Annotated in this window: 19 protein-coding genes; 12 read left to right on the plus strand and 7 right to left on the minus strand. The window is 69.7% G+C overall.

Annotated features, from left to right (window positions below):
* Window positions 1-27: 27 nt before the first annotated feature.
* The gene (locus tag ACLIME_RS15640) at window positions 28-885 is read right to left on the minus strand and encodes a pentapeptide repeat-containing protein (RefSeq protein ID WP_411557486.1); all 858 of its coding nucleotides are present in this window, start codon (window positions 883-885) and stop codon (window positions 28-30) included.
* A 250-nt stretch (window positions 886-1135) separates the two neighbouring features.
* Between ACLIME_RS15640 and ACLIME_RS15645 the strand changes: the two genes are divergently transcribed.
* Window positions 1136-1768: a Type 1 glutamine amidotransferase-like domain-containing protein gene (locus ACLIME_RS15645; RefSeq protein ID WP_411557487.1), complete on the plus strand. Its 633-nt coding sequence runs from the start codon at window positions 1136-1138 to the stop codon at window positions 1766-1768.
* Window positions 1769-1776: 8 nt separating this feature from the next.
* Here ACLIME_RS15645 and ACLIME_RS15650 read toward each other — a convergent pair whose 3' ends face one another.
* A complete protein-coding gene (locus ACLIME_RS15650) occupies window positions 1777-2346 on the minus strand; it encodes a hypothetical protein (RefSeq protein ID WP_411557488.1) in 570 nt (189 codons plus the stop codon).
* A gap of 105 nt (window positions 2347-2451) precedes the next feature.
* Between ACLIME_RS15650 and ACLIME_RS15655 the strand changes: the two genes are divergently transcribed.
* Together ACLIME_RS15655 and ACLIME_RS15660 are read left to right on the plus strand one after the other, a co-directional pair.
* Window positions 2452-2865, plus strand: coding sequence for a hypothetical protein (locus ACLIME_RS15655; protein WP_411557489.1), 414 nt, complete (start codon window positions 2452-2454; stop codon window positions 2863-2865).
* A gap of 106 nt (window positions 2866-2971) precedes the next feature.
* On the plus strand, window positions 2972-3499 hold the full coding sequence (locus ACLIME_RS15660; protein WP_411557490.1) for a hypothetical protein: 528 nt from the start codon (window positions 2972-2974) through the stop codon (window positions 3497-3499).
* A gap of 173 nt (window positions 3500-3672) precedes the next feature.
* On the opposite strand, the gene ACLIME_RS15665 is transcribed toward ACLIME_RS15660, so the two are convergent.
* Window positions 3673-4518, minus strand: coding sequence for a helix-turn-helix transcriptional regulator (locus ACLIME_RS15665; protein WP_411557491.1), 846 nt, complete (start codon window positions 4516-4518; stop codon window positions 3673-3675).
* A gap of 100 nt (window positions 4519-4618) precedes the next feature.
* On the opposite strand from ACLIME_RS15665, the gene ACLIME_RS15670 reads away from it, so the two are divergent.
* The 3 genes from ACLIME_RS15670 (at window position 4619) to ACLIME_RS15680 (ending at window position 7582) form a co-directional block, all read left to right on the plus strand.
* Window positions 4619-5374, plus strand: a complete 756-nt coding sequence (locus ACLIME_RS15670; protein WP_159876953.1) for an SDR family oxidoreductase — start codon at window positions 4619-4621, stop codon at window positions 5372-5374.
* Window positions 5375-5562: 188 nt separating this feature from the next.
* Window positions 5563-6531, plus strand: coding sequence for an alpha/beta hydrolase (locus ACLIME_RS15675; RefSeq protein ID WP_124768177.1), 969 nt, complete (start codon window positions 5563-5565; stop codon window positions 6529-6531).
* Window positions 6532-6595: 64 nt separating this feature from the next.
* Complete coding sequence (locus ACLIME_RS15680) at window positions 6596-7582, plus strand: hypothetical protein (protein ID WP_411557492.1); 987 nt, start codon at window positions 6596-6598, stop codon at window positions 7580-7582.
* A 51-nt stretch (window positions 7583-7633) separates the two neighbouring features.
* Here ACLIME_RS15680 and ACLIME_RS15685 read toward each other — a convergent pair whose 3' ends face one another.
* On the minus strand, window positions 7634-10072 hold the full coding sequence (locus ACLIME_RS15685) for a glycoside hydrolase family 2 TIM barrel-domain containing protein (protein ID WP_411557493.1): 2439 nt from the start codon (window positions 10070-10072) through the stop codon (window positions 7634-7636).
* 166 nt (window positions 10073-10238) lie between these two features.
* Here ACLIME_RS15685 and ACLIME_RS15690 point away from each other — a divergent pair, with 166 nt between their 5' ends.
* The gene (locus ACLIME_RS15690) at window positions 10239-11297 is read left to right on the plus strand and encodes a LacI family DNA-binding transcriptional regulator (protein ID WP_411557494.1); all 1059 of its coding nucleotides are present in this window, start codon (window positions 10239-10241) and stop codon (window positions 11295-11297) included.
* 51 nt (window positions 11298-11348) lie between these two features.
* Here ACLIME_RS15690 and ACLIME_RS15695 read toward each other — a convergent pair whose 3' ends face one another.
* Window positions 11349-12248: an NAD-dependent epimerase/dehydratase family protein gene (locus ACLIME_RS15695; protein ID WP_411557495.1), complete on the minus strand. Its 900-nt coding sequence runs from the start codon at window positions 12246-12248 to the stop codon at window positions 11349-11351.
* A gap of 65 nt (window positions 12249-12313) precedes the next feature.
* Between ACLIME_RS15695 and ACLIME_RS15700 the strand changes: the two genes are divergently transcribed.
* Window positions 12314-12625, plus strand: coding sequence for a metalloregulator ArsR/SmtB family transcription factor (locus ACLIME_RS15700; protein ID WP_064295846.1), 312 nt, complete (start codon window positions 12314-12316; stop codon window positions 12623-12625).
* A 73-nt stretch (window positions 12626-12698) separates the two neighbouring features.
* Here ACLIME_RS15700 and ACLIME_RS15705 read toward each other — a convergent pair whose 3' ends face one another.
* Window positions 12699-13595, minus strand: a complete 897-nt coding sequence (locus tag ACLIME_RS15705) for an alpha/beta hydrolase fold domain-containing protein (protein ID WP_411557496.1) — start codon at window positions 13593-13595, stop codon at window positions 12699-12701.
* Window positions 13596-13768: 173 nt separating this feature from the next.
* On the opposite strand from ACLIME_RS15705, the gene ACLIME_RS15710 reads away from it, so the two are divergent.
* Entirely contained in the window at window positions 13769-14263 is a 495-nt protein-coding gene (locus ACLIME_RS15710) for a GNAT family N-acetyltransferase (protein WP_079704598.1), read from the plus strand.
* Window positions 14264-14287: 24 nt separating this feature from the next.
* Here the strand turns inward: ACLIME_RS15710 and ACLIME_RS15715 are convergent, their stop codons facing one another.
* On the minus strand, window positions 14288-15181 hold the full coding sequence (locus ACLIME_RS15715) for a DUF808 domain-containing protein (protein ID WP_411557497.1): 894 nt from the start codon (window positions 15179-15181) through the stop codon (window positions 14288-14290).
* 221 nt (window positions 15182-15402) lie between these two features.
* On the opposite strand from ACLIME_RS15715, the gene ACLIME_RS15720 reads away from it, so the two are divergent.
* From ACLIME_RS15720 to ACLIME_RS15730, 3 genes are all read left to right on the plus strand, one after another.
* Entirely contained in the window at window positions 15403-16569 is a 1167-nt protein-coding gene (locus ACLIME_RS15720) for a hypothetical protein (RefSeq protein ID WP_411557498.1), read from the plus strand.
* Between the two features lie 209 nt (window positions 16570-16778).
* The gene (locus tag ACLIME_RS15725; protein ID WP_411557499.1) at window positions 16779-17723 is read left to right on the plus strand and encodes an alpha/beta fold hydrolase; all 945 of its coding nucleotides are present in this window, start codon (window positions 16779-16781) and stop codon (window positions 17721-17723) included.
* Window positions 17724-17813: 90 nt separating this feature from the next.
* A complete protein-coding gene (locus tag ACLIME_RS15730; RefSeq protein WP_411557500.1) occupies window positions 17814-18074 on the plus strand; it encodes a hypothetical protein in 261 nt (86 codons plus the stop codon).
* The last annotated feature ends 37 nt before the right edge of the window (window positions 18075-18111 follow it).

An 18111-nucleotide genomic window follows, 5' to 3' on the forward strand; every position in this document is an offset into this window, starting at 1 on the left:
ACGACGTCCCGCGCGCGACGGCGTCGGTCACCCGCGCCAGTGTCCCGGCCGATCGACGGAGGGCGGCAGGAGCGTCGACTCGTCGCCGAGAGCCGCGTTGAGCTGCATCTGGGTGAGGAACAGGGTGTCCGAGAGGTCGGCTCCGTCGAGGCGCGCGCCTCGAAGGTCCGCGCCCAGCAGGTCGACCCCGGACAGGTCGACGCCGCGGAGGTCCGCGGCGATGAGGGTCGCACCGCGGAGGTCGGCCCCGCACAGTCGGCGTGCTCGCAGATCGCGGCCCGCCAGGTCGGCGGAGGGGTGGAGGCCGTCGTGCTGCTCGGCTTCGGCGGTCGCGAGGTAGCCGCCACGTGCCTCCTCGCTGGCCTCGACGAGCACGTGTCGGACCTCGTCGCGAAGGGAAGCGATGTCGCAGTCGAGGATGACGGCGGTGCCGCCGCCGATGATCCCCTGGATGCTGCTGTCGAGGCGGTGGGCGTGGTCGGCGATATCCGGCGAGGCCATCCGCTCGGCGGCTTCGACGAGGTACCAGCGCATCTCCTGCAGCTGTCGGACGACGGAGAACGTGGCGAACATCTCGGGGCTCGTGTCGGGGCGGTCGCGCCAGCTCGTACCGCTGAAGAGCTCCTGCGAGACGAGCTGGCCAGCGCCGAAGCAGTCGAAGACGGTGCACCCGCGGAACCCTCTCGGACGCAGGGATTCGTGGATGGTGCAGGAGAAGTCGTCCGCCAGATTGAGGCAGGGCGTGCCTGCCGGTTTGTCGATTGGGAAGTCGGTTGATCGTTGGAACCCGAACGCGGTGCAGCAGAGCGCGAAGCAGTCAGCGCAGTTCGCGCGAAGAGCCGAGCGGTCGTCGGAGGGGGTCGAGGAAGCGTCGATGGACGTCATGCGTGGGTGTTCTTTCCGGAGTGGTTTCGAGTGGGGGCCGGGGTGCAGGGGAACTCCGCAGGGAGCTCCCGTTCCGGGCGCACGAAATCACCGCCCCTCGTGGGAGGAGCGAACGGGTGTCGCTGAAGGGCCTCTGGGTCACAGAGCGAAAGAACGGTTCACTGCCCTCAGGGTATCGCGCAGGTCCGGTGCTGCTCCAGGTGCGTCTCGTCGTGCCGATCATGTCAGGGGCGTCTCGTACGGTGTCTCCGTGAAGATCCTCCTGCTCTCCCGTCAACCGGGTGCCATGGTGCCCTTCCTTGCCGAGTCGATCGATGTGGCGGGTCGTCGGCTGCGACTCGGGTACGTCGACGACGCACAGGTGGCGCTCGCCGAGGCGCCGTTCGTCCATGCCGAACGTGAGTCGGTGGAGGCCCTCGGACACGAGGTCGTCCGGATCACCGTGCGCGAGACCGCGCCTGCAGACCTCGACCGCGCGCTGGCGGACCTCGACGCGGTCTACGTCGCAAGCGGGAGCACCTTCGCCCTGCTCGAGGCGTTGCGGAGCTCCGGGAACGACACGGTGATCACCAGGCACGTGCAGGCGGGCCTGCCGTACATCGGTTCCAGTGCTGGGTCGATCATCGCCGGACCGGACGTCACCCCCGCCTCACTCCTGGACGACCCTGCAGACGGCCCGACACTCACCGGCTTCGCCGGGCTGGCGCTGGTCGACCGAACGGTGATCCCGCACGCCGACGGCCAGTTGCCGCCGTACCCACCGGAGCTCATCAGTCGGACGCTGGAGCAGTACGCCGACGACTACCCGCTGGTCCCGCTCCGCGACGATCAGGCCCTCCTGGTCGACGGCGCGACGGCGACGGTGATCCCGTCGAGTCCGTGAGCGCTCGCTCAGCGGGCGGACGGAGTGAGTGACGAGCTCGAGCGTGACATCGGAATCGCGCCGGGGAACGGCTCGCGTTTCGGCTCCCAGCCCGGGTTGGCCGCCCGCAGCTCGGCGATCTTCCTCGTCTGCCCGTCCCAGATCCTCGTGAGGACGTTACCGGTGCGTCGGCTCAGCATCGTGGTGATCAGGTTGAGTGGCGAGATCGGGACGGGCATCTCGACGTCGAGCAGGATGCAGAGCCGACCCGAGTAGAGGAAACTCGGATCGTGGTTCACGAACCACCCGCCGCCGCCGATCCGCAGGTAGGTCTCGCCGATGTATCGCGTGGCGCCGTCGGTGAAATCGGTGTCCTGCTCCTGCGCGAAGACGTGGCGGTCCGGCCAACGGTCGAGGATGAGCTGCTCGAGGGAGACGAGCGAGTCCCGCGTGAAGTCGGTGACGACCTCGCGCGGTGTGAGGAAGTCCTCGAATCGCGCGAGGCGTGGTTGCATGATCTCCAACCACTCGATCAGCAGCTTGTCCTGCTCCGGTGCGGGTGATTGTCCGCCGGTCTCGGTGCGTCCGTCGTCGCTCATCCCTCGAACGTACGCGGTGCGCGACGGGCAGGGAATGGGGACATCTCCCCTCGGTGTGGTTGGCTGGGCCACATCTGATCGAATTCGTGACCCTAGGAGGTAGCCGTGCGTGTCTTCGGTGTCTTTGCCCTCGTACTCGCCGCCCTCGGCCTCGTGGTCGCCTCGCTGGTCGTGATCGGCAACCCGGATCTGGCCGCACCCGGTCCGCAACTCCTGCCGTACCAGGCGTACGACTCCTGGCGCTTCACCCTCGGCCTCCTGCTGTGGGGTGCGGGTGTCTGGCTCGCGGTCGGCATCCTCGCGGTGTCGCGCCAGCCGGGGCTCGCCTGGCTCGTCCTGCTCGCGTTCATCCCGCTGCTGGTGGTCGACCTGATCGGCGGCGGGCTGATGCCGAGCTTCGTCCTGGCACTCCTCGCGATCGTCGTTCTCGGGCTCGTCGTCCCGGTGATCGTCGGGGTCGTCGGCGTCGCGATCGGCGGGGCTGTCCGGCGTCGCCGGAAGATCGCTGCAACTGCCTGACGACAGCGCTCCACAGGATCACTGGGCCGGAGCATTTTGCGAACAGCTCCCCACGAGATGGACCCGGTTCAGGTCGTCTGGAACGCTATATCCGGGGGTGCGGATTGTGTTCACTGAACGAGGTGGCGTCGCGAGAGCCGCTCGGCAGCGCAGCGCAGCGCTGAGCGCATGGCAGGTCGGTGTCGTATTCACCGGAGTGGGATGTCTGATCGGCTCGATTGTCGGACGCCTGTTCCCGCCATTCATCGTCGACGGTGGGTTCTGGCGAACCGTCTTGTCCGGGCCGCCGATGGCAGGTGGAATCGCTGGTGTCCTCGCCGTCGTCGCCGCCTGGATCGCGTTCCTCGCGGCAGATCGTCAGGCTCGTGTGACTCGAAAGGCTGCCGAACGCGAGCAGTGGTGGCACAGAGCGGAATGGGCGCTGACGCTGGCACGGTCGGATCATCGGGTGGACAGGCTGATCGGCATTCGAGCACTCGAGCCGCTCCGTACGGAAGCGACCGCAACCGAGTACGAGATGATCCTCGCCGTCACCCACGCCGTCTCGGGAGGGGCCGTGGACACCGGGGAGGGAGCGATGGACAATAGGAGTTCCGTCAGAAGGAGGTTCCCGTGGCAGAAGACGATCGCATGAAGAGCGTTCTTTCCGAGCGGATCGCTGCAGGGAAGGCCGACCCGATCAGCGATGAAGAGCGAGCCCTTGTTGCTGAGATGGAAGCGGATTTCCAGCGGAGATTCGGACGGCCTTCTCGGAGCGTCCTCCGCTCGTCCTCCAAGACGGCCTGAACCGCTCGGCCGGCGCTTCCGCTACAGCGCACCCTCGAAGGTCTGGGTACCGAGGACGGCGAGGAGTTTGAGCTTGCTTGCGGCCTCGGTGTGCGGCGCGGCCGTGAGGACGAGGAGTGCCTGCGACTGGTCCTCGGTGAACAGGGCCTGACAGTCCAGCTCGATGGGGCCGATCTCGGGGTGGATGAGCACCTTGTGGTCCTCGAACCGCCGCCCGACCTCGTGCGTCGCCCACAGTCGCCGGAAGTCCTCACTGTGCGCGGTGAGCGCCTCGACGATCTCGCCGGCCGGCGACTGCGCCCCCAACGAGCCGTAGGCCGCACGCAGCGACGCGACCTGCGCTCGACTCTGCCGGTCCCGGTCCTCGGCGGGGTATCGCTCGCGTTCCTCCGGGTGCAGGAACCAGCGGTAGATCGCGCTGCGTTCCAGGCCCCGGTACCGGTTCGCATCGCCGAACAGCGCCCGGGCCGGGTCGTTCTGGACGAGCGTCTCGCCGAGCGCCGACAGGATGAGCGCGGGTGCGTCGGTGAGCCGGTCGAGGACGCGCAGAAGCGCCGGCGCGACGTAGTCGGTCGCTGCGAGGCGGGTCGGCGCGTTGTGTCCGGCGATCCGATACAGGTAGTCGCGTTCCTCGGCGCTCAGCCGGAGCGCCCGCGCGAGTGAACCCAGCATCTGCGTGCTCGGCTGCGGAGCCCGCTGCTGCTCGAGCCGCGCGTAGTAGTCGGTCGACATCGCTGCGAGCTGCGCGACCTCCTCGCGTCGGAGCCCGGCCGTCCGTCGCCGAGGTCCGCTGCTCAGGCCGACGTCCGCGGGCTGCAACGTCGATCGGTGTCGGAGGAGGAAGTCGGCGAGCGCTGGGCGATCCATCCCGCCAGTATCCGCCTCCGCGGCCAGGCGATCCAGGGATCGCGGATCCATGGATCGCCGCACCCTGGTGCGGCCGTCGTCACCGACGGAGACTCGATGCATGCAGATCACCGGAAACACCGTCTTCATCCCCGGCGCGACGAGCGGCATCGGCCTCGCTCTCGCACGACGCCTCCACGCAGCCGGCAACACCGTCATCATCGGCGGGCGACGCACCGAACTCCTCGAGTCGATCGCCGCCGACGAGCCCGGCCTCCACACCGTGCGGATCGACACAGCCGATCCTGCGAGCATCGAGGCCGCGGCGAAGCAGGTCATCGCGGAGCACCCGGAGATGAACGTGCTGATCACGATGGCCGGCGTCATGCGCGGCGAGGACTGGACTGGTTCCGACTTCGTCGCGACCGCCGAGGAGATCATCACGACGAACGTCCTCGGGCCCATCCGGCTCATCGGCGCGTTCATCGAGCAGCTCCGCAGCCGACCGGACGCGACGATCATGACCGTCTCCTCGGGCCTCGCTTTCACCCCGCTGCGGGTGACGCCGACCTACAACGCGAGCAAGGCGGCCATCCACATGCTGAGCGAGTCGATCCGCCTCCAGCTGGCGGACACGGGCGTCCGTGTCGTCGAGCTCGTCCCGCCGGCCGTCCGCACTTCGCTCATGCCCGGCCAGGAGGAGAGCGACTTCGCGATGCCACTCGACGCGTTCGCCGACGAGGTCATGGGCCTCATCGAGTCGCAGCCCGACGCCACGGAGATCCAGGTCGAGAACGTCAAGTTCCTGCGCTACGCCGAGGTCCGCGGCGAGTACGACCAGACGGTCGCGATGCTCAACCGCCTCGACCCGCACTAGGCGCGTTCGTTCGCCCGAATCTGCACGAATCAGGCTGAGATCGTGCAGAATCGGGCGACTCAGCGCGTCCGGAGCCCGCCAGATGGCGGTGCGATGCCGGGAAGACGGGCACGTTCGGCGGGTGAGTCGGGCCGTCGCGAGCAGCAGACTGGGGATACCGTCATCCGCTGTGGACATTGGAGTTCATCATGACCGCGACCGCGAACCACCCGCCCTTCGATCCCGAGCTCGCCGCGGTCCTCGCCGCCGTCGGCGATCTGATGCCCTCGACCCTCACCGCCGACATGATCCCGATGCTGCGCCAGGCGTCGCCGGTCTCGCTCCCCGTGGACGAGATGCTCGCCGAAGCCGGGGTCGAGCGCCGCGATCTGAGCATCGCCGGGTACGAGGGTGCCGAGATCTCCGTCTCCGTGCTCGCGCGAGCCGGCAAGATCGGCACCGGCCCCGGAGTGTTCCACACCCACGGCGGCGGGATGATCATGGGCGACCGCTTCGTGGGGCTCGCCCAGTTCCTGCCGTGGATCGTCGAACTCGACGCCACGGTCGTCACCGTCGAGTACCGACTCGCACCGGAGTTCCCCGACCCGTACCCGGTGGAGGACTGCTACGCCGCACTCGTCTGGACGGCGGAGCACGCGCAGGAACTCGGCATCGATCCGGCTCGGTTCATCATCGCGGGAGCGAGCGCCGGTGGAGGGCTCGCCGCTGGTGTCGCGCTCCTGGCCCGCGATCGGAGCGGTCCGGAGCTCGCCGGCCAGGTCCTCATCTACCCGATGCTCGACGATCGCGACGCCACCGTCTCGACCACGCAGATCGACGGGGTCGGCGTCTGGGACCGGGGCAGCAACATCACCGGCTGGACCGCACTGCTCGGCGACCGTGTCGGAGGCGACGACGTCTCCATCTATGCCGCCCCGGCACGCGCAACCGATCTGACCGGCCTGCCACCCGCTTTCATCGACTGCGGCAGTGCAGAGGTCTTCCGTGACGAGGACGTCGCCTACGCGACGTCGCTCTGGCAGGCCGGCGTCCAAGCCGAGCTCCACGTGTGGCCGGGTGGGTTCCACGGATTCGACATGCTCGCGCCGCACGCCGAACTCGCCCGGGCCATGACCGCCGCCCGGAACGCCTGGGTCGCTCGCCTGCTCGCGCCCTGAGGTCATCGCCTGTGACGGCCCGGTTCCCTATGCTGGGTCGTCACAGGCACATCGGAGTGACGCCATGCAGGAACTCGTCGGCCGCCTCACCGCCTTGGATCCCGAGGCGAGTGAAGGTCTGAAGGTCATCGCCTACTTCGACGCGCTCGTCGCGGGCGGGGTGAACACCGAAGCGCTCACCCGCGGAGCAGCCGTTCTGGCCGGGGTGCCAGCAGGAGCGCGTACCCCGGAGGCTGCCGTCCGCGTCGATCCTGCCGGCCACCGGCTGCCCGTCGAATCCGCGGACTGGCCGACGCGCACGGTCGCCGGTGACGGGTCCGTCTGGTTGGAACGCGTCGGAGTCGCCCACGCCAACGACGCGATCGTGCTCGAACGGTTCGCGCTCGCCGTGGCCCTACTGCGGTCGCGGCGTCACCCGCAGGCGGACTCGTCGGTGCAGATCCTGCTCGATGCCGACCGTTCCGAGTCGGAACGATCGCAGGCCGCCGAACGACTGTCCCTCTCCGGCTCCGCCCTGCGGGTGATCGCGACGTCACCGTCGGTGCACCCGCAGGGCGGTCCGTCGGCCCTCACGGTCGGCACCGGTGGCGTGCTGCGGGCGACGATCATCAGCGGTCCCGACTCGGTGCCGGGACCGTCTACTGTCGACGGCGTCGCCGGGATCGGACGCCCGGGCGTCGCGACCCAGCTGGTGCGATCGTGGGCGGACGCGCAGTTGGCCATCAGCATGACGGACGCCTCCCACCGGGTCGTCGACATCGCGGACCTCGGTATCCTCGCTGACGCGGTCCGGGAGTTGGCCGCCACCGCCGCTGGGGTGCCGGACGTCTCGGCGCTCGCCGCACTCGACGATCGTGCCGTGCGGGTACTCGACGCGCTGGTGCGAGGCGACAGTGTGCGGTCAGCAGCGCAGGAGCTCGGCATGCACCACTCGACGTTGCAGGGCAAGCACGAGCACTTCACCCGGCTCCTGGGGTACGACCCTCGTGAGCCGGTCGGCCGGGCGCGCTACGAACTCGCCTCGCTGCTGCTCAGATCCACGGGGCGTTGAGTCGCCCCGTTCTGCACGGAATACGGCGATGTCCGTGCAGAATCGGGCGACTCAGCGAGCCGCTGCCTCCAGATCCACGACGACGTCGTGGAGGCCGGCACCGCTCACCGTCACCGTGATGGCACCGGGCCCGCTCGGCCGGACGATCGCCAGCGCCCGTCCGTCGAAGGTGGTGCGCGTGGTCGCGTCGAAGCGCTCGGTCGTCTTCGGGGTGCCGGTTCCGAAGGCCGCGAGCCGACCCTCGCCCGCGACGCTGACCGAGACCTCGCGGTCGGCGCCGGTGACCAGGACGCCGGCCGCGTCCCGCAGCTCGATCGCGATGAAGGCGAGATCGGTGTCGTCGGCGCGGAGCGTCGTCCGGTCGGCGGTCGCCACGAGCCTGGTCGGGCCGGTGGCGGAGACGAGCGCGGTGCGTCCGACCTCCGCGCCCGAGCGGAACGCGACCGCCTCGAGCGTGCCCGGCCGGTAGACGGTCTCGAACTCGGCGAGCTTCGGCCGGCGTCCACCCACCGGCCCACGCGCCACCTCCACACCGTCGAGCAGTAGGGCCACCTCGTCGGCGTCGGCGGCGACCTCGACCGTCACCGGCGCGCCCTCGAAACCGGGCCACGTCCACGAGTCGACCGAGTCGCTCCACGCCCACGGCGACTGCATCGTGATCGTCTGCCCGTGCCGTTCCGGTCGGAGCACCGCGATGGCCGGCTCGGACCGCAGACCGAAGACGATCTCCCGGTAGTACGACACCGGCCGCCGCCAGCCGGTGATGTCGAAGTCGCCGCACCACGCGGTGAGGTAGGGGAACTCGCGCTCGAGTGCGCCGTTCGCCTCCGGGTCCTCAGCGTAGGAGGTCGCACCGATGCCGACCTCGCCGAGGTAGTCCCAGCCGGTCCAGGTGAAGTCGCCGATCACGTTCGGGTTCGCCTCGACGAGCGGCCAGAGGTCGCCGATCTGCGTCGGGAAGGTCTCCGAGCCGACGATCACGCGGTGCGGGAACCGCTCGGCATCGCTCGCGTAGCGGCCGTCCGCGTAATTGAGACCGAGGACGTCGAGGGCTGCACTGGACTCCTCGGTGCGCGTCGTGACGGCGTCGGAGGATCCGATGAGGCTCATCATGTTCGCGCCCGCTTCGCCCATCAGCTCGTTCAACCCCTGGTCCGACGCCATGATGTCGTCCAGATCGTCGAGCACGGCCAGGGTCGCGTTCACGCCGTTCGTCACGAGTCGTGTCGGATCCAACGCGCGCACGTGCTCGGCGAGTTCCCGCGCCTGGATCGCACCGTGCGGGGTGCCGACCTCGACGATCTCGTTGCCGATCGAGTACATGATCACGCTCGGATGGTTCATGTCCTTCGCCACCATCGACTCCAGATCGGCCCGCCACCACTGCGCGAAGTCGAGGGAGTAGTCGTGGTCCGTCTTGCCCCGGCCCCACATGTCGAAGGCCTCGTCCATGACGAGCATGCCGATGCGGTCGCAGGCGTCGAGCATGGCGGGCGACGCCGGATTGTGGGCCGCGCGGATCGCGTTGAAGCCGGCGTCCTTGAGGAGCTGGATACGCCGTTCCTCGGCGCGCGCGATCGACGCTGCACCGAGCGGACCGTTGTCGCTGTGGACACAGGCGCCGCGGAGGAGCACCGGCTCGCCGTTGATGCGGAGACCCTTCCGAGGGTCGACGGTGACCGTGCGGATGCCGTGGACCGTGTGGACGACGGCCGCCTCGTCGGCGGGTCGGTCGTCGACCTCGAGCGAGGTCCTCGCCGAGTACAGTGCCGGCGAGTCGACGCTCCACAGGGCTGCGTCCGGCACGTACAGGCGCTGGCGGATGAGCGCGCTACCGCCTGGCGCGACGGTGACCGGCGTGCGCTCGCCCTCGACCACCCTCCCGTCTGGGCCGGCGAGTTCCGTCGCGAGGACGCGCGCGCTCCTGGTGAGACCCCGGTTGACGATGGTCGTCGCCACTTCGAGCACCGCCTGGTCGTCCTCGATCCGGATCGTCGTGATGCGGACACCGTCGGGTTCGACGTGCGTGGGCTCGTCGACGTGCAGGAGGACCGGGCGGTGCAGGCCGGCTCCGGCGTACCAGCGGGAGTCCTGCCCTGCGCGGGTCTCGATGCGCAGCGTGTTCGTCTCGCCGAAACGGAGGAACGGGGTGAGCTCGACGAAGAAGCGCGCGAAGCCGTCGGCACGATTGCCGGCGAACTCGTCGTTGAGGTACACCATCGCGTGACGGAACGCGCCCTGGATCTCGAGCCGGACGATGCGACCGGACCACTCGGCGGGGACCTCGAAGGTCTTCACCTGGCTGAACGCGCCGGCCGGGAAGTAGGCGGCCCCGCCCTTCGCGACTGCGTCCGGCGAGCGCTCGGTATCGCGCAGGGCGTCGTGCGGGAGGGTCACGGCCAGCGAGTCGTCGGCACCGCCCTGGACGGCGGCGAACGGGCCTCGGGGTGCGCGGACGATCCAGTCGCCGGTGAACGGGATGGTGGTCATGACGTGCTCCAGTGCAGATCGGGATGACGAAAGTCTTTCGGCGTCGTGCGCCCTGACCCCGAAGGTAGGCTGAGCGGCCAGGCGTCGTCAACGCGTCGATTCGAAACTGTTTCGCTAGGCTGGGCGCGACGGACGGCTGCCCGCTGCGGGACGAGGGAGAGGCTCCATGGCACGCACACCCATGACGGGTCCGACGCTGGCGTCGATCGCAGAGCGCGCCGGTGTCTCGATCGCGACCGTCTCGAAGGTGATCAACGGTCGTTCGGGCATGTCCGAGGCGACCCGTGCCCGGGTCGAGACGGCCGTGCGTGAGCTCGGGTACCGCCCGACACCCCGGTCGATCCCCGGTGCTCCGCGAACCATCCACGTCGTGTTCGACACCCTGCACAGCGTCTACTCCCTCCGTGTCCTCGACGGCATGGTCGCCGCGGCACAGCGGTCGGACGTCGATCTCGTGACGCGGGTGCTGTCGGCCGGTTCCGGCTTCGGGTCCACGGATGCGACCGGAGACGAGGTGGCGCTCGACCGCAGCTTCGTCGACGGCGTCGCGGCGCGAGGTGCGATCGGCATGATCGTCGTCACGACGCCCATCGCAGCCGACGTCGTCGATGCCTGCCTCGACGCGGGCATTGCGCTCGTCGCGGTCGACTCGCCGGATCCGCTCGACCGCTCGGTCGCGAGTATCGGCTCGAGCCACGCCGCCGGCGGGCAGCAGGCGGTCGAGCACCTCGTCGGCCTCGGGCATCGGCGGATCGCCTTCGTGGGCGGACATCCGGCGAATCCCGGCCTCCATGCGCGGGCGATCGGCTATCGAGAGGCGCTCTTGTCGGCCGGTGTCACGCTCGACCCAGGGCTCGTCTCGGAGGAGGGGATGGGCACCTCGGCGCGGGCGGTCGAGCGCATGCTCGCACTCGACGACCCGCCGACCGCCGTGTTCGCGACCAACGACGCCGACGCCTTCGCCGTCATCCGCACGGTCGTCCAGGCCGGTCTCCGCGTGCCGGAGGACGTGAGCGTGGTCGGCTACGACGACACGTACTCGGCGATGCTGACCGTTCCGCTCCTGACGACCGTCCACACCTCGATGCACGACATCGGCCGGGCGGCGGTCGACACCGTCCTCCGCCTGCATGCCGGCGAGCGGCCGTTCTCCCATCACCTCGAGCTCGCGACGACGCTCATCGCGCGGGAGTCGACGGGGCCGGTCCCGCCCTCGACGCCCTGAGTTGCCCGAATCTGTGCGTTTCAGCCCGAATTTCGAGCAGTTTCGGGCGACTCAGCGGGACGAGCGCGGCAGGCGGAGGTCGTGGAGCGTGAAGCGGCCGACGGGGAGCGCGGCACGGATCCGGGACTCGTCGAAGCGGCGTGAGGGACGGAGGTCCGCGGGGAGTTCCGGTGCCGCTGGGGCCGCCTCGCTCACTCCTTCCGCCAGCATCTGCGCCTGCGCCTTCGCCACCAACGGCGTCTTCATGAGGCGTTCCGTCGCGCGCGCGAGCAGGCGGATCGTCCACACGGGGACCGGGACGTACAGCGGGCGGCGTCCGGCCACGTGCGCGATCCGGCGCACGGCCGCACCCAGCTCGAGCTCCTCGGCGCCCATGACCGCGACGGTCGGCTCCGACACCCGGCCCTCGAGTGCTGCGACGAGGACGTCGACGGCGTCCGCGACCGGCACCGGACGCACGCGGCGCTCGCGGTAGCCGACGGTCGCGAACACCGGGAAGGTGCGGACGGCCTTGGTGACGTGATCGACCATGTGGTCGCCTGCGCCGTAGATCATGCCGAACTTGAGGACGGTGTGCGCGATGCCCGAGCCCCGCACGATCTCCTCGGCCGCCCACTTCGTCTCGTGGTACCCGGAGCCGCGGTCGGGGCGCGCGCGGAGGAAGCTCACCAGCACGATGCGACCGACGCCGGCGCGGCGGGCCGCGTCCACGACCGCCCGGGTGCCGTCGACGTGCACGCGCTGGAAGGTCTGCTCGCCGAGCTCCCGGTTGATCCCGGCGCAGTGCGCGACCGCGTCGCAGTCGGCGAACGCGGCGGTCAGCGCCTCGACGTCGTCGATCTCCACGCCGGTGCGTCGGGAGACGACGACGATCTCGTGCCCGTCGTGCTGCAGTCGCTCGGCCAGGTGTCGTCCGACGAACCCGGTCCCACCGGTGATGGCCACTCGCATGCTGTCTCCTTCGCTTGTTAGCAATATAGCGAAACTGTATATCGCAATTGTGCTAGATTGCAAACATGGCAGATACAGCGTCGGACATCTTCGCCGCGCTCGCTCATCCGACGCGGCGGCAGATCCTGCAGGACCTCAAAGACGGCGAGCTCGCCGCGGGGGAGATCGCCGCACGCTTCGACGCCACCGGTCCGACCATCTCGCGGCACCTGAGCGTCCTGCGCCAGGCCGGCCTCGTCTCCGAGCGCCGCGATGCGAACCGCATCCTCTACTCACTCGTCGGTGAGCGCCTCGCGCTGTCGGTGGGCGACTTTCTGTCCACCGTGTGCCCGGAGCAGATGGTCCTGCGTGAGGTCCGCAAGCGCCGGACCGCGTAGCTCGGTCTCGATCCGGCGCTGAGTCGCCCGAAGATGTCCGATTCCGCCGCGATCTCGAGCCGTTTCGCGCGACTCAGCGCAGCCCGCGCGTGACGCTGCGGACGATCGTCTGCGTGGCGGCCTCTCCGGCGCGGGTCGGCAGTAGTGCCCAGACGTGGAACTGTCCGGTGCCCTCGTGGTAGTCGACGGTGACGCCGGCCGCTTCGGCTCGGTCGACGAGCAGCTCTGCGTCGGGGTTGAGGACGTCGCGGGTCCCGCTCAAGAGCGTGAGTGGTCCGAGCCCGGCGAAGTCGCCGAAGAGGGGGCTCACGGTCGGATCGGTGATGTCCAGATCGCCGCGCCAGTGCTCCGCGAACACGCGCCCACCGGGCGTCGCCAGCCAGGGGTCGCTCGGCTGCACGAGGGGGATCCGCGGGTTGCTCCAGGTGAGGTCGAGCGCCGGTGACAGCAGGGTGGTCATCGGCAGGACGACGCCCTCGTCCCGGAGTCGGAGCGCAGCCGACAGGGCGATCTGACCGCCGGCCGAGTCGCCCGCGAGGACGGTCGGCCCGTGCCGCTCGATGCTGCGCCGCACCAGCTCGACGACGCCGTTCTGCGCCACCGCCGCGGTGCCGTAGGGCACGAGCGGGTAGATCGGGAGTGTGACCACGGCGCCGGTCTCCGCGGCGATGGTGGCCGCCAGCGTCCAGTGCTGCGGTGCGATCTCGCCGACCCAGCCGCCGCCGTGCGCGTACACGACCCCGCCGATCGCCGGTCGTCGCGTGGGGGACACGGTGTACACCGGCCAGTCTGCGAAACGTTCGACGTCGACCCGGACGTCGCTGCGGAGGGTGCTGGGTGGACCGTAGGACGCCGGCCGGAGGGTGCGCTCTCGGATCCGGCGACGCGCGCCGGCCTCACTCACGAAGGCGCGGTTCGCGCGGATCAGTCGGAGCGCGGGGCCGACGACGGCGCCTGGGATGGTGAGCACGGTGCCTCCGCGGTTGACGGGTTCCTGGGGCTCGCCACGGTAGCAGCGCAGGCTGGGCAGGAGTCCTCATCAGGCTGGAGGTGAAGCGCTCTGACGGGTCTTCGTCGTGGGACACTGGCAGACGGCGTCGACGTGCCGATCGCGCCGCAGCAGCCCGTCCCGAAGGAACCCGCATGCCCGAGCTGAACCCCGTCGTCATCGAGCGAGTCGCCTGGGACGACGAGCGGGCCGTGCGGCTCCGCGCCGCGATGGACGAGGAGATGGACGCCCGGTACGCGTCGGCCTGGGAGGACTGGGACCCCGAGGCCGCCGAGCGAGCGCTGACCGCGTTCACCGTCGATCCTGCCGACATCAGTGCGACCTTCCTGGCCCTCATCGACGGCGAGCCGGTCGGCCACGCCGCCCTGCGCCGACTGCACGGCGAATGGGAGCTCAAGCGCGTCGTCACCCTCCCGGCTCACCGCGGCCGGGGTGTCTCGAAGCGCCTGATCACCGCCGTCGAGGACACCGCCCGTGCCGAGGGGGCGTCCCGCCTCATCCTGCAGACCGGCGACCGCCAGCCCGAGGCCGTGCGGCTCTACGAGTGGCTCGGCTACGAACCCATCCCGATCTACTCGCCGTACGAGGTCATCCCGATGTCGCTCTGCTACGCCCGCCCGCTCCGCTGACGCTCGGCAGCGCGGCTGCCTCCGCTAGTGAGTAGCTTTCGCGGGCTGGTTCCGTGACCGCAGGCGCGAGATCCCGGTCACGATCGCGACGACGATCAGACCGAGGACGAGTCCGAACACGGCGGACATCGCGGTGTCGGCGATCCAGACGACGACCGGTCCGGCGGCCTCGATCGCGTGGGTGACGACGTGCAGGAGGTCGTACGGGACGTGCCAGAACGTCTCGGCGAGGTTCGCGATCACGAGGTGGCCGCCGACCCAGAGCATCGCGACCGTGCCGACGACGCTGATGACGCGGAAGACCGCGGGCATCGACGCGACGATTCGTGCACCGGTGCGGCGGACGCCGCGTGACGGGTTCTTCATGAGCCGGAGTCCGATGTCGTCGATCTTCACGAGCAGGGCGACCGCGCCGTAGACGACCGCCGTCATGACGAGGCCGATGACCAGGAGGGCGCCCAGTGTCATCCAGATGCCGAGCCCCGAGTCGAGGCTGGCGAGGGAGATGAGCATGATCTCCGTGCTGAGGATGAGGTCGGTGCGGACGGCCCCGGAGACGAGCTTCTTCTCGTCGCGGACGTCCTCCTCCGCCTCCGCGTGGTGCATGCCGAACCACTCCATGACCTTCTCCGCACCCTCGAAGCAGAGGTACGTGCCTCCGATGATGAGGAGGAACGGCAGCACCCAGGGCGCGAACGCCGTGAGCAGCAGGGCGATCGGGATGATGATGACGAACTTGTTGATGAGGCTGCCGCGGGCGATCCGCCACACGACCGGCAGTTCCCGCGCGGGGGTGAGCCCCTGCACGTACTGCGGGGTGACGGCCGCATCGTCGATGACGACGCCGGCGGTCTTCGCACTCGCCTTGAGGGCTGCGCTGAGGATGTCATCGACAACGGCGAGCAGGCCGACCGACATGTGCTTCTCCTTGGCTCGGGGATCACGCCGCCGCGGGCTCGGCAGGGACGGAGTCCACAGTAGTGCGGATCGGGGGGAGCGGGGGGTGGGGTGGAACCCCCTGCTCGAGCATGCATCACAGGCGTTCCCTGACCGGTGCACTCCACACGGTAGGGACCGCTCCCTTCCGCTCGGATCGTGCCCCGGTACTGTTGGCACTCACGACAGATTGGGGATTTCGAATGGTCGAGACCACACCGCGCCGCTCACGGTCGGCAGTGCTCGCGCTGACCTTGACGATCGGAACGCTCGTCGCGGCGGCGATCATCGGCGGATACTTCATCATCGTCGGCGATCAGGCCGACATCGCCGGGCGGGTCTGGCTCACGCTGCTGCTGCTCGCGGCCTTCGTCGGTGCCGTGTCGCTCGACGCCGCAGCCGGCCACGGACCCAACAAGTGGTACCTCGCGGTGTCGACGTTGGTGAACATCTTCCTCGTCACCGTCGGCCTCCTGAAGCTGTGGAACGGGTGGCTCCAGCCGCCGAACACCTCCGACGGGTTCGTCTGGTCCACGCAGATCATGCTGTTCCTCGGCATCCTCATCATCGTGCGTCTCGCGCTCATCATCATCCAGGTGTACTTCCTCCACTTCGTCACCCGCGCCACGTCCACCGTGGTCAGGGCCACCGGCATCGTGACGATCGCGCTCATCATCGCCACGGTCCTCGTGCTCGTGCTGCCGATGGCCTTCCCCGAGGGCACCTGGGCGGACTGGTGGTGGCGCATCGCCGCGGCCACGACGCTCGCTGCGGCGATCTCCGCCGTGATCCCCGTGATCGTCCGGGCGTTCTCCCCGAAGCCGGAGGGCGAGCGGGTGACCTACGGGCAGCAGCCGTACCGTCCGGAGGTGTACCAGCAGGCCGCACCCGGCTACCCGGTGCAGGGTTACCCGGGTCAGCAGGGATACCAGGGCCAGCAGGGCTACCCGGGACAGCAACCGCAGCAGCCGTACCAGGGGCAGCCGTACCCGCAGCAGCCGTACCAGGGGCAACAGCCGTATGGCGGCCAGCCGAACCCCGGCCAGCCGAACCCCGGCCAGTACGGGCAGGGGCACCCCGGGCAGGGCTACCAGGGGCAGCCTGCCCCGCAGCAGCCTGCCCCGCAGCAGTTCGCCCCGCAGCAGCCGGGCCAGCAGTGGCCCACGCCGTCCCGGCAGGGCTCCGCGCCCGGGCAGCCTGCTCCGGCACAGCCCGCGCCGCAGCAGTGGGGGCCTCCGCAGCCGCAGGTTCCGTCGTCGCCGGTTCCGCCTGCGTCTCCGCAGCCGGACCAGCAGCGTCCGCAGGAGTCCCGCCCTCCGCAGGAGCCGCAGCAGCCGACGCAGCCGCAGAGCCCGCCGCCCGCCGAGTAGGCGAACCGACCACGAGCCGGCTGGAAGCCCACCGCTTCCAGCCGGCTCCGTCGTCGGTCGCACTCGAAGCCTCGCTTCGCTTGCGCACAACTGCGTAGCCACGTCGGGCACGTCTTCGCCCAGCGGCGGATGTGGCGATGCGCTCGCTCCGTGAGTATGGAATCGGCGCGGTGCGACCGCCCGCCGCCGACTCCTCACGATGGGTGACGATGCGCAAGCTCCTGAAGGTTCCACTGATCTCGATCGCCACGATCGCCGGCCTCGTCGCGGCGGGCCTCGCGACGACGAGCATCGTGAACGCCGTCGCGAGTTCGTCGGAAGCGGGCGAACTGCAGCCCTACGGGCAGTTGGTCGACGTCGACGGCAAGGACATGAACGTCGTCATCAGTGGTTCCGGCGCTGAGACGATCGTCCTGCTGCCCGGGCAGGGCACCGCGGCACCCGGCCTCGACTTCGAGCCGCTCGTCGATGAGCTCCGTGACCAGTACCGCGTGGTGGTCGTCGAGCCGTTCGGCTACGGCCTCAGCGAGCAGACGGACGTGCCCCGGACCTCGGCCAACATCGCCGGCGAGGTGCACGCCGCCCTGCAGCAGCTCGGCATCGACCGGTACGTCCTCGCCGGACACTCGATCGCCGGCATCTACGCCCTCGAGTATCTGGAGCGGTTCCGCGCCGAGGTGACGGCGTTCGTCGGGATCGACACGAGCGTCCCGACCCAGCCCGGAAGCGACGAGCCGACGCCGACCGACGGCGTCGACACGCTGAAGGCGCTCGGCATCCTCCGCCTCCTCACCGCCATCGCGCCCGACCCGTACGAGGGCCTCCCGTACGACGATGCCACCAAGCGCCAACTCGCGATCCTGACGAACCGCAATGCGATGTCGCCGACGCTGCTCGACGAGATCGCCCACACGCCCGGCAACTTCCAGGCGGCCCGATCCCAAGCGTTCCCAGCCGACCTGCCGATCCTCATGTTCGTCGTCGGCGACGACCCGGAACTCTCCGACTGGGTGCCCCTCCACGAGGAGCAGCTCGCCGGAGTCGAGCGGGGTGAACTCGTCCGACTCGACGGCGGCCACTACCTGCACCACACCGAGGCGACGGTGATGGGCGAGGGCATCAAGCGGTTCCTCGCCGACACGCCGGGAGACTGAATCCACGGCCGATCCGGGCTGGCGTGTCGTCGGATGTCGGGTTAGGCTCACTCTCTATCGAACGTATGTTCGAACGACGGGAGGCCACGCATGTTGATCACGAGCACCGAGATCGCGGTCTGGACGACGCCGGCAGGCGTGCCGGAGCGACTGTTCTGGGACGGAGCCCGGTACCTCGTCACCGACACCCCGACCCCGCTCGAGCCGAACGTCTCGTTCGTCACCCATCCACCCGCGGCGACCCCCGCCTGGCGGTTCCAGGCGACCGCTGCAAACGGCCGGTCCTTCGTCTTCGACATCCGACTCGACGCCGCGCGCGGACGCTGGCAGCTCCTCCGCGCATACGAATGAACCGCTCAGACCGTCGCTCGGATCGACGTCGCTCCGG

This window comes from Plantibacter sp. MPB07 (genome assembly GCF_046619465.1).
Taxonomy (GTDB): domain Bacteria; phylum Actinomycetota; class Actinomycetes; order Actinomycetales; family Microbacteriaceae; genus Plantibacter; species Plantibacter auratus.

Bases quoted from the DNA above. Each gene is read 5' to 3' on its own strand.
- ACLIME_RS15640 (WP_411557486.1), bottom strand. From the start codon at position 885: ATGACGTCCATCGACGCTTCCTCGACCCCCTCCGACGACCGCTCGGCT.
- ACLIME_RS15650 (WP_411557488.1), bottom strand. From the start codon at position 2,346: ATGAGCGACGACGGACGCACCGAGACCGGCGGACAATCACCCGCACCG.
- ACLIME_RS15665 (WP_411557491.1), bottom strand. From the start codon at position 4,518: ATGGATCGCCCAGCGCTCGCCGACTTCCTCCTCCGACACCGATCGACG.
- ACLIME_RS15670 (WP_159876953.1), top strand. From the start codon at position 4,619: ATGCAGATCACCGGAAACACCGTCTTCATCCCCGGCGCGACGAGCGGC.
- ACLIME_RS15675 (WP_124768177.1), top strand. From the start codon at position 5,563: ATGACCGCGACCGCGAACCACCCGCCCTTCGATCCCGAGCTCGCCGCG.
- ACLIME_RS15680 (WP_411557492.1), top strand. From the start codon at position 6,596: ATGCAGGAACTCGTCGGCCGCCTCACCGCCTTGGATCCCGAGGCGAGT.
- ACLIME_RS15685 (WP_411557493.1), bottom strand. From the start codon at position 10,072: ATGACCACCATCCCGTTCACCGGCGACTGGATCGTCCGCGCACCCCGA.
- ACLIME_RS15690 (WP_411557494.1), top strand. From the start codon at position 10,239: ATGGCACGCACACCCATGACGGGTCCGACGCTGGCGTCGATCGCAGAG.
- ACLIME_RS15695 (WP_411557495.1), bottom strand. From the start codon at position 12,248: ATGCGAGTGGCCATCACCGGTGGGACCGGGTTCGTCGGACGACACCTG.
- ACLIME_RS15700 (WP_064295846.1), top strand. From the start codon at position 12,314: ATGGCAGATACAGCGTCGGACATCTTCGCCGCGCTCGCTCATCCGACG.
- ACLIME_RS15710 (WP_079704598.1), top strand. From the start codon at position 13,769: ATGCCCGAGCTGAACCCCGTCGTCATCGAGCGAGTCGCCTGGGACGAC.
- ACLIME_RS15715 (WP_411557497.1), bottom strand. From the start codon at position 15,181: ATGTCGGTCGGCCTGCTCGCCGTTGTCGATGACATCCTCAGCGCAGCC.
- ACLIME_RS15720 (WP_411557498.1), top strand. From the start codon at position 15,403: ATGGTCGAGACCACACCGCGCCGCTCACGGTCGGCAGTGCTCGCGCTG.
- ACLIME_RS15725 (WP_411557499.1), top strand. From the start codon at position 16,779: ATGCGCAAGCTCCTGAAGGTTCCACTGATCTCGATCGCCACGATCGCC.
- ACLIME_RS15730 (WP_411557500.1), top strand. From the start codon at position 17,814: ATGTTGATCACGAGCACCGAGATCGCGGTCTGGACGACGCCGGCAGGC.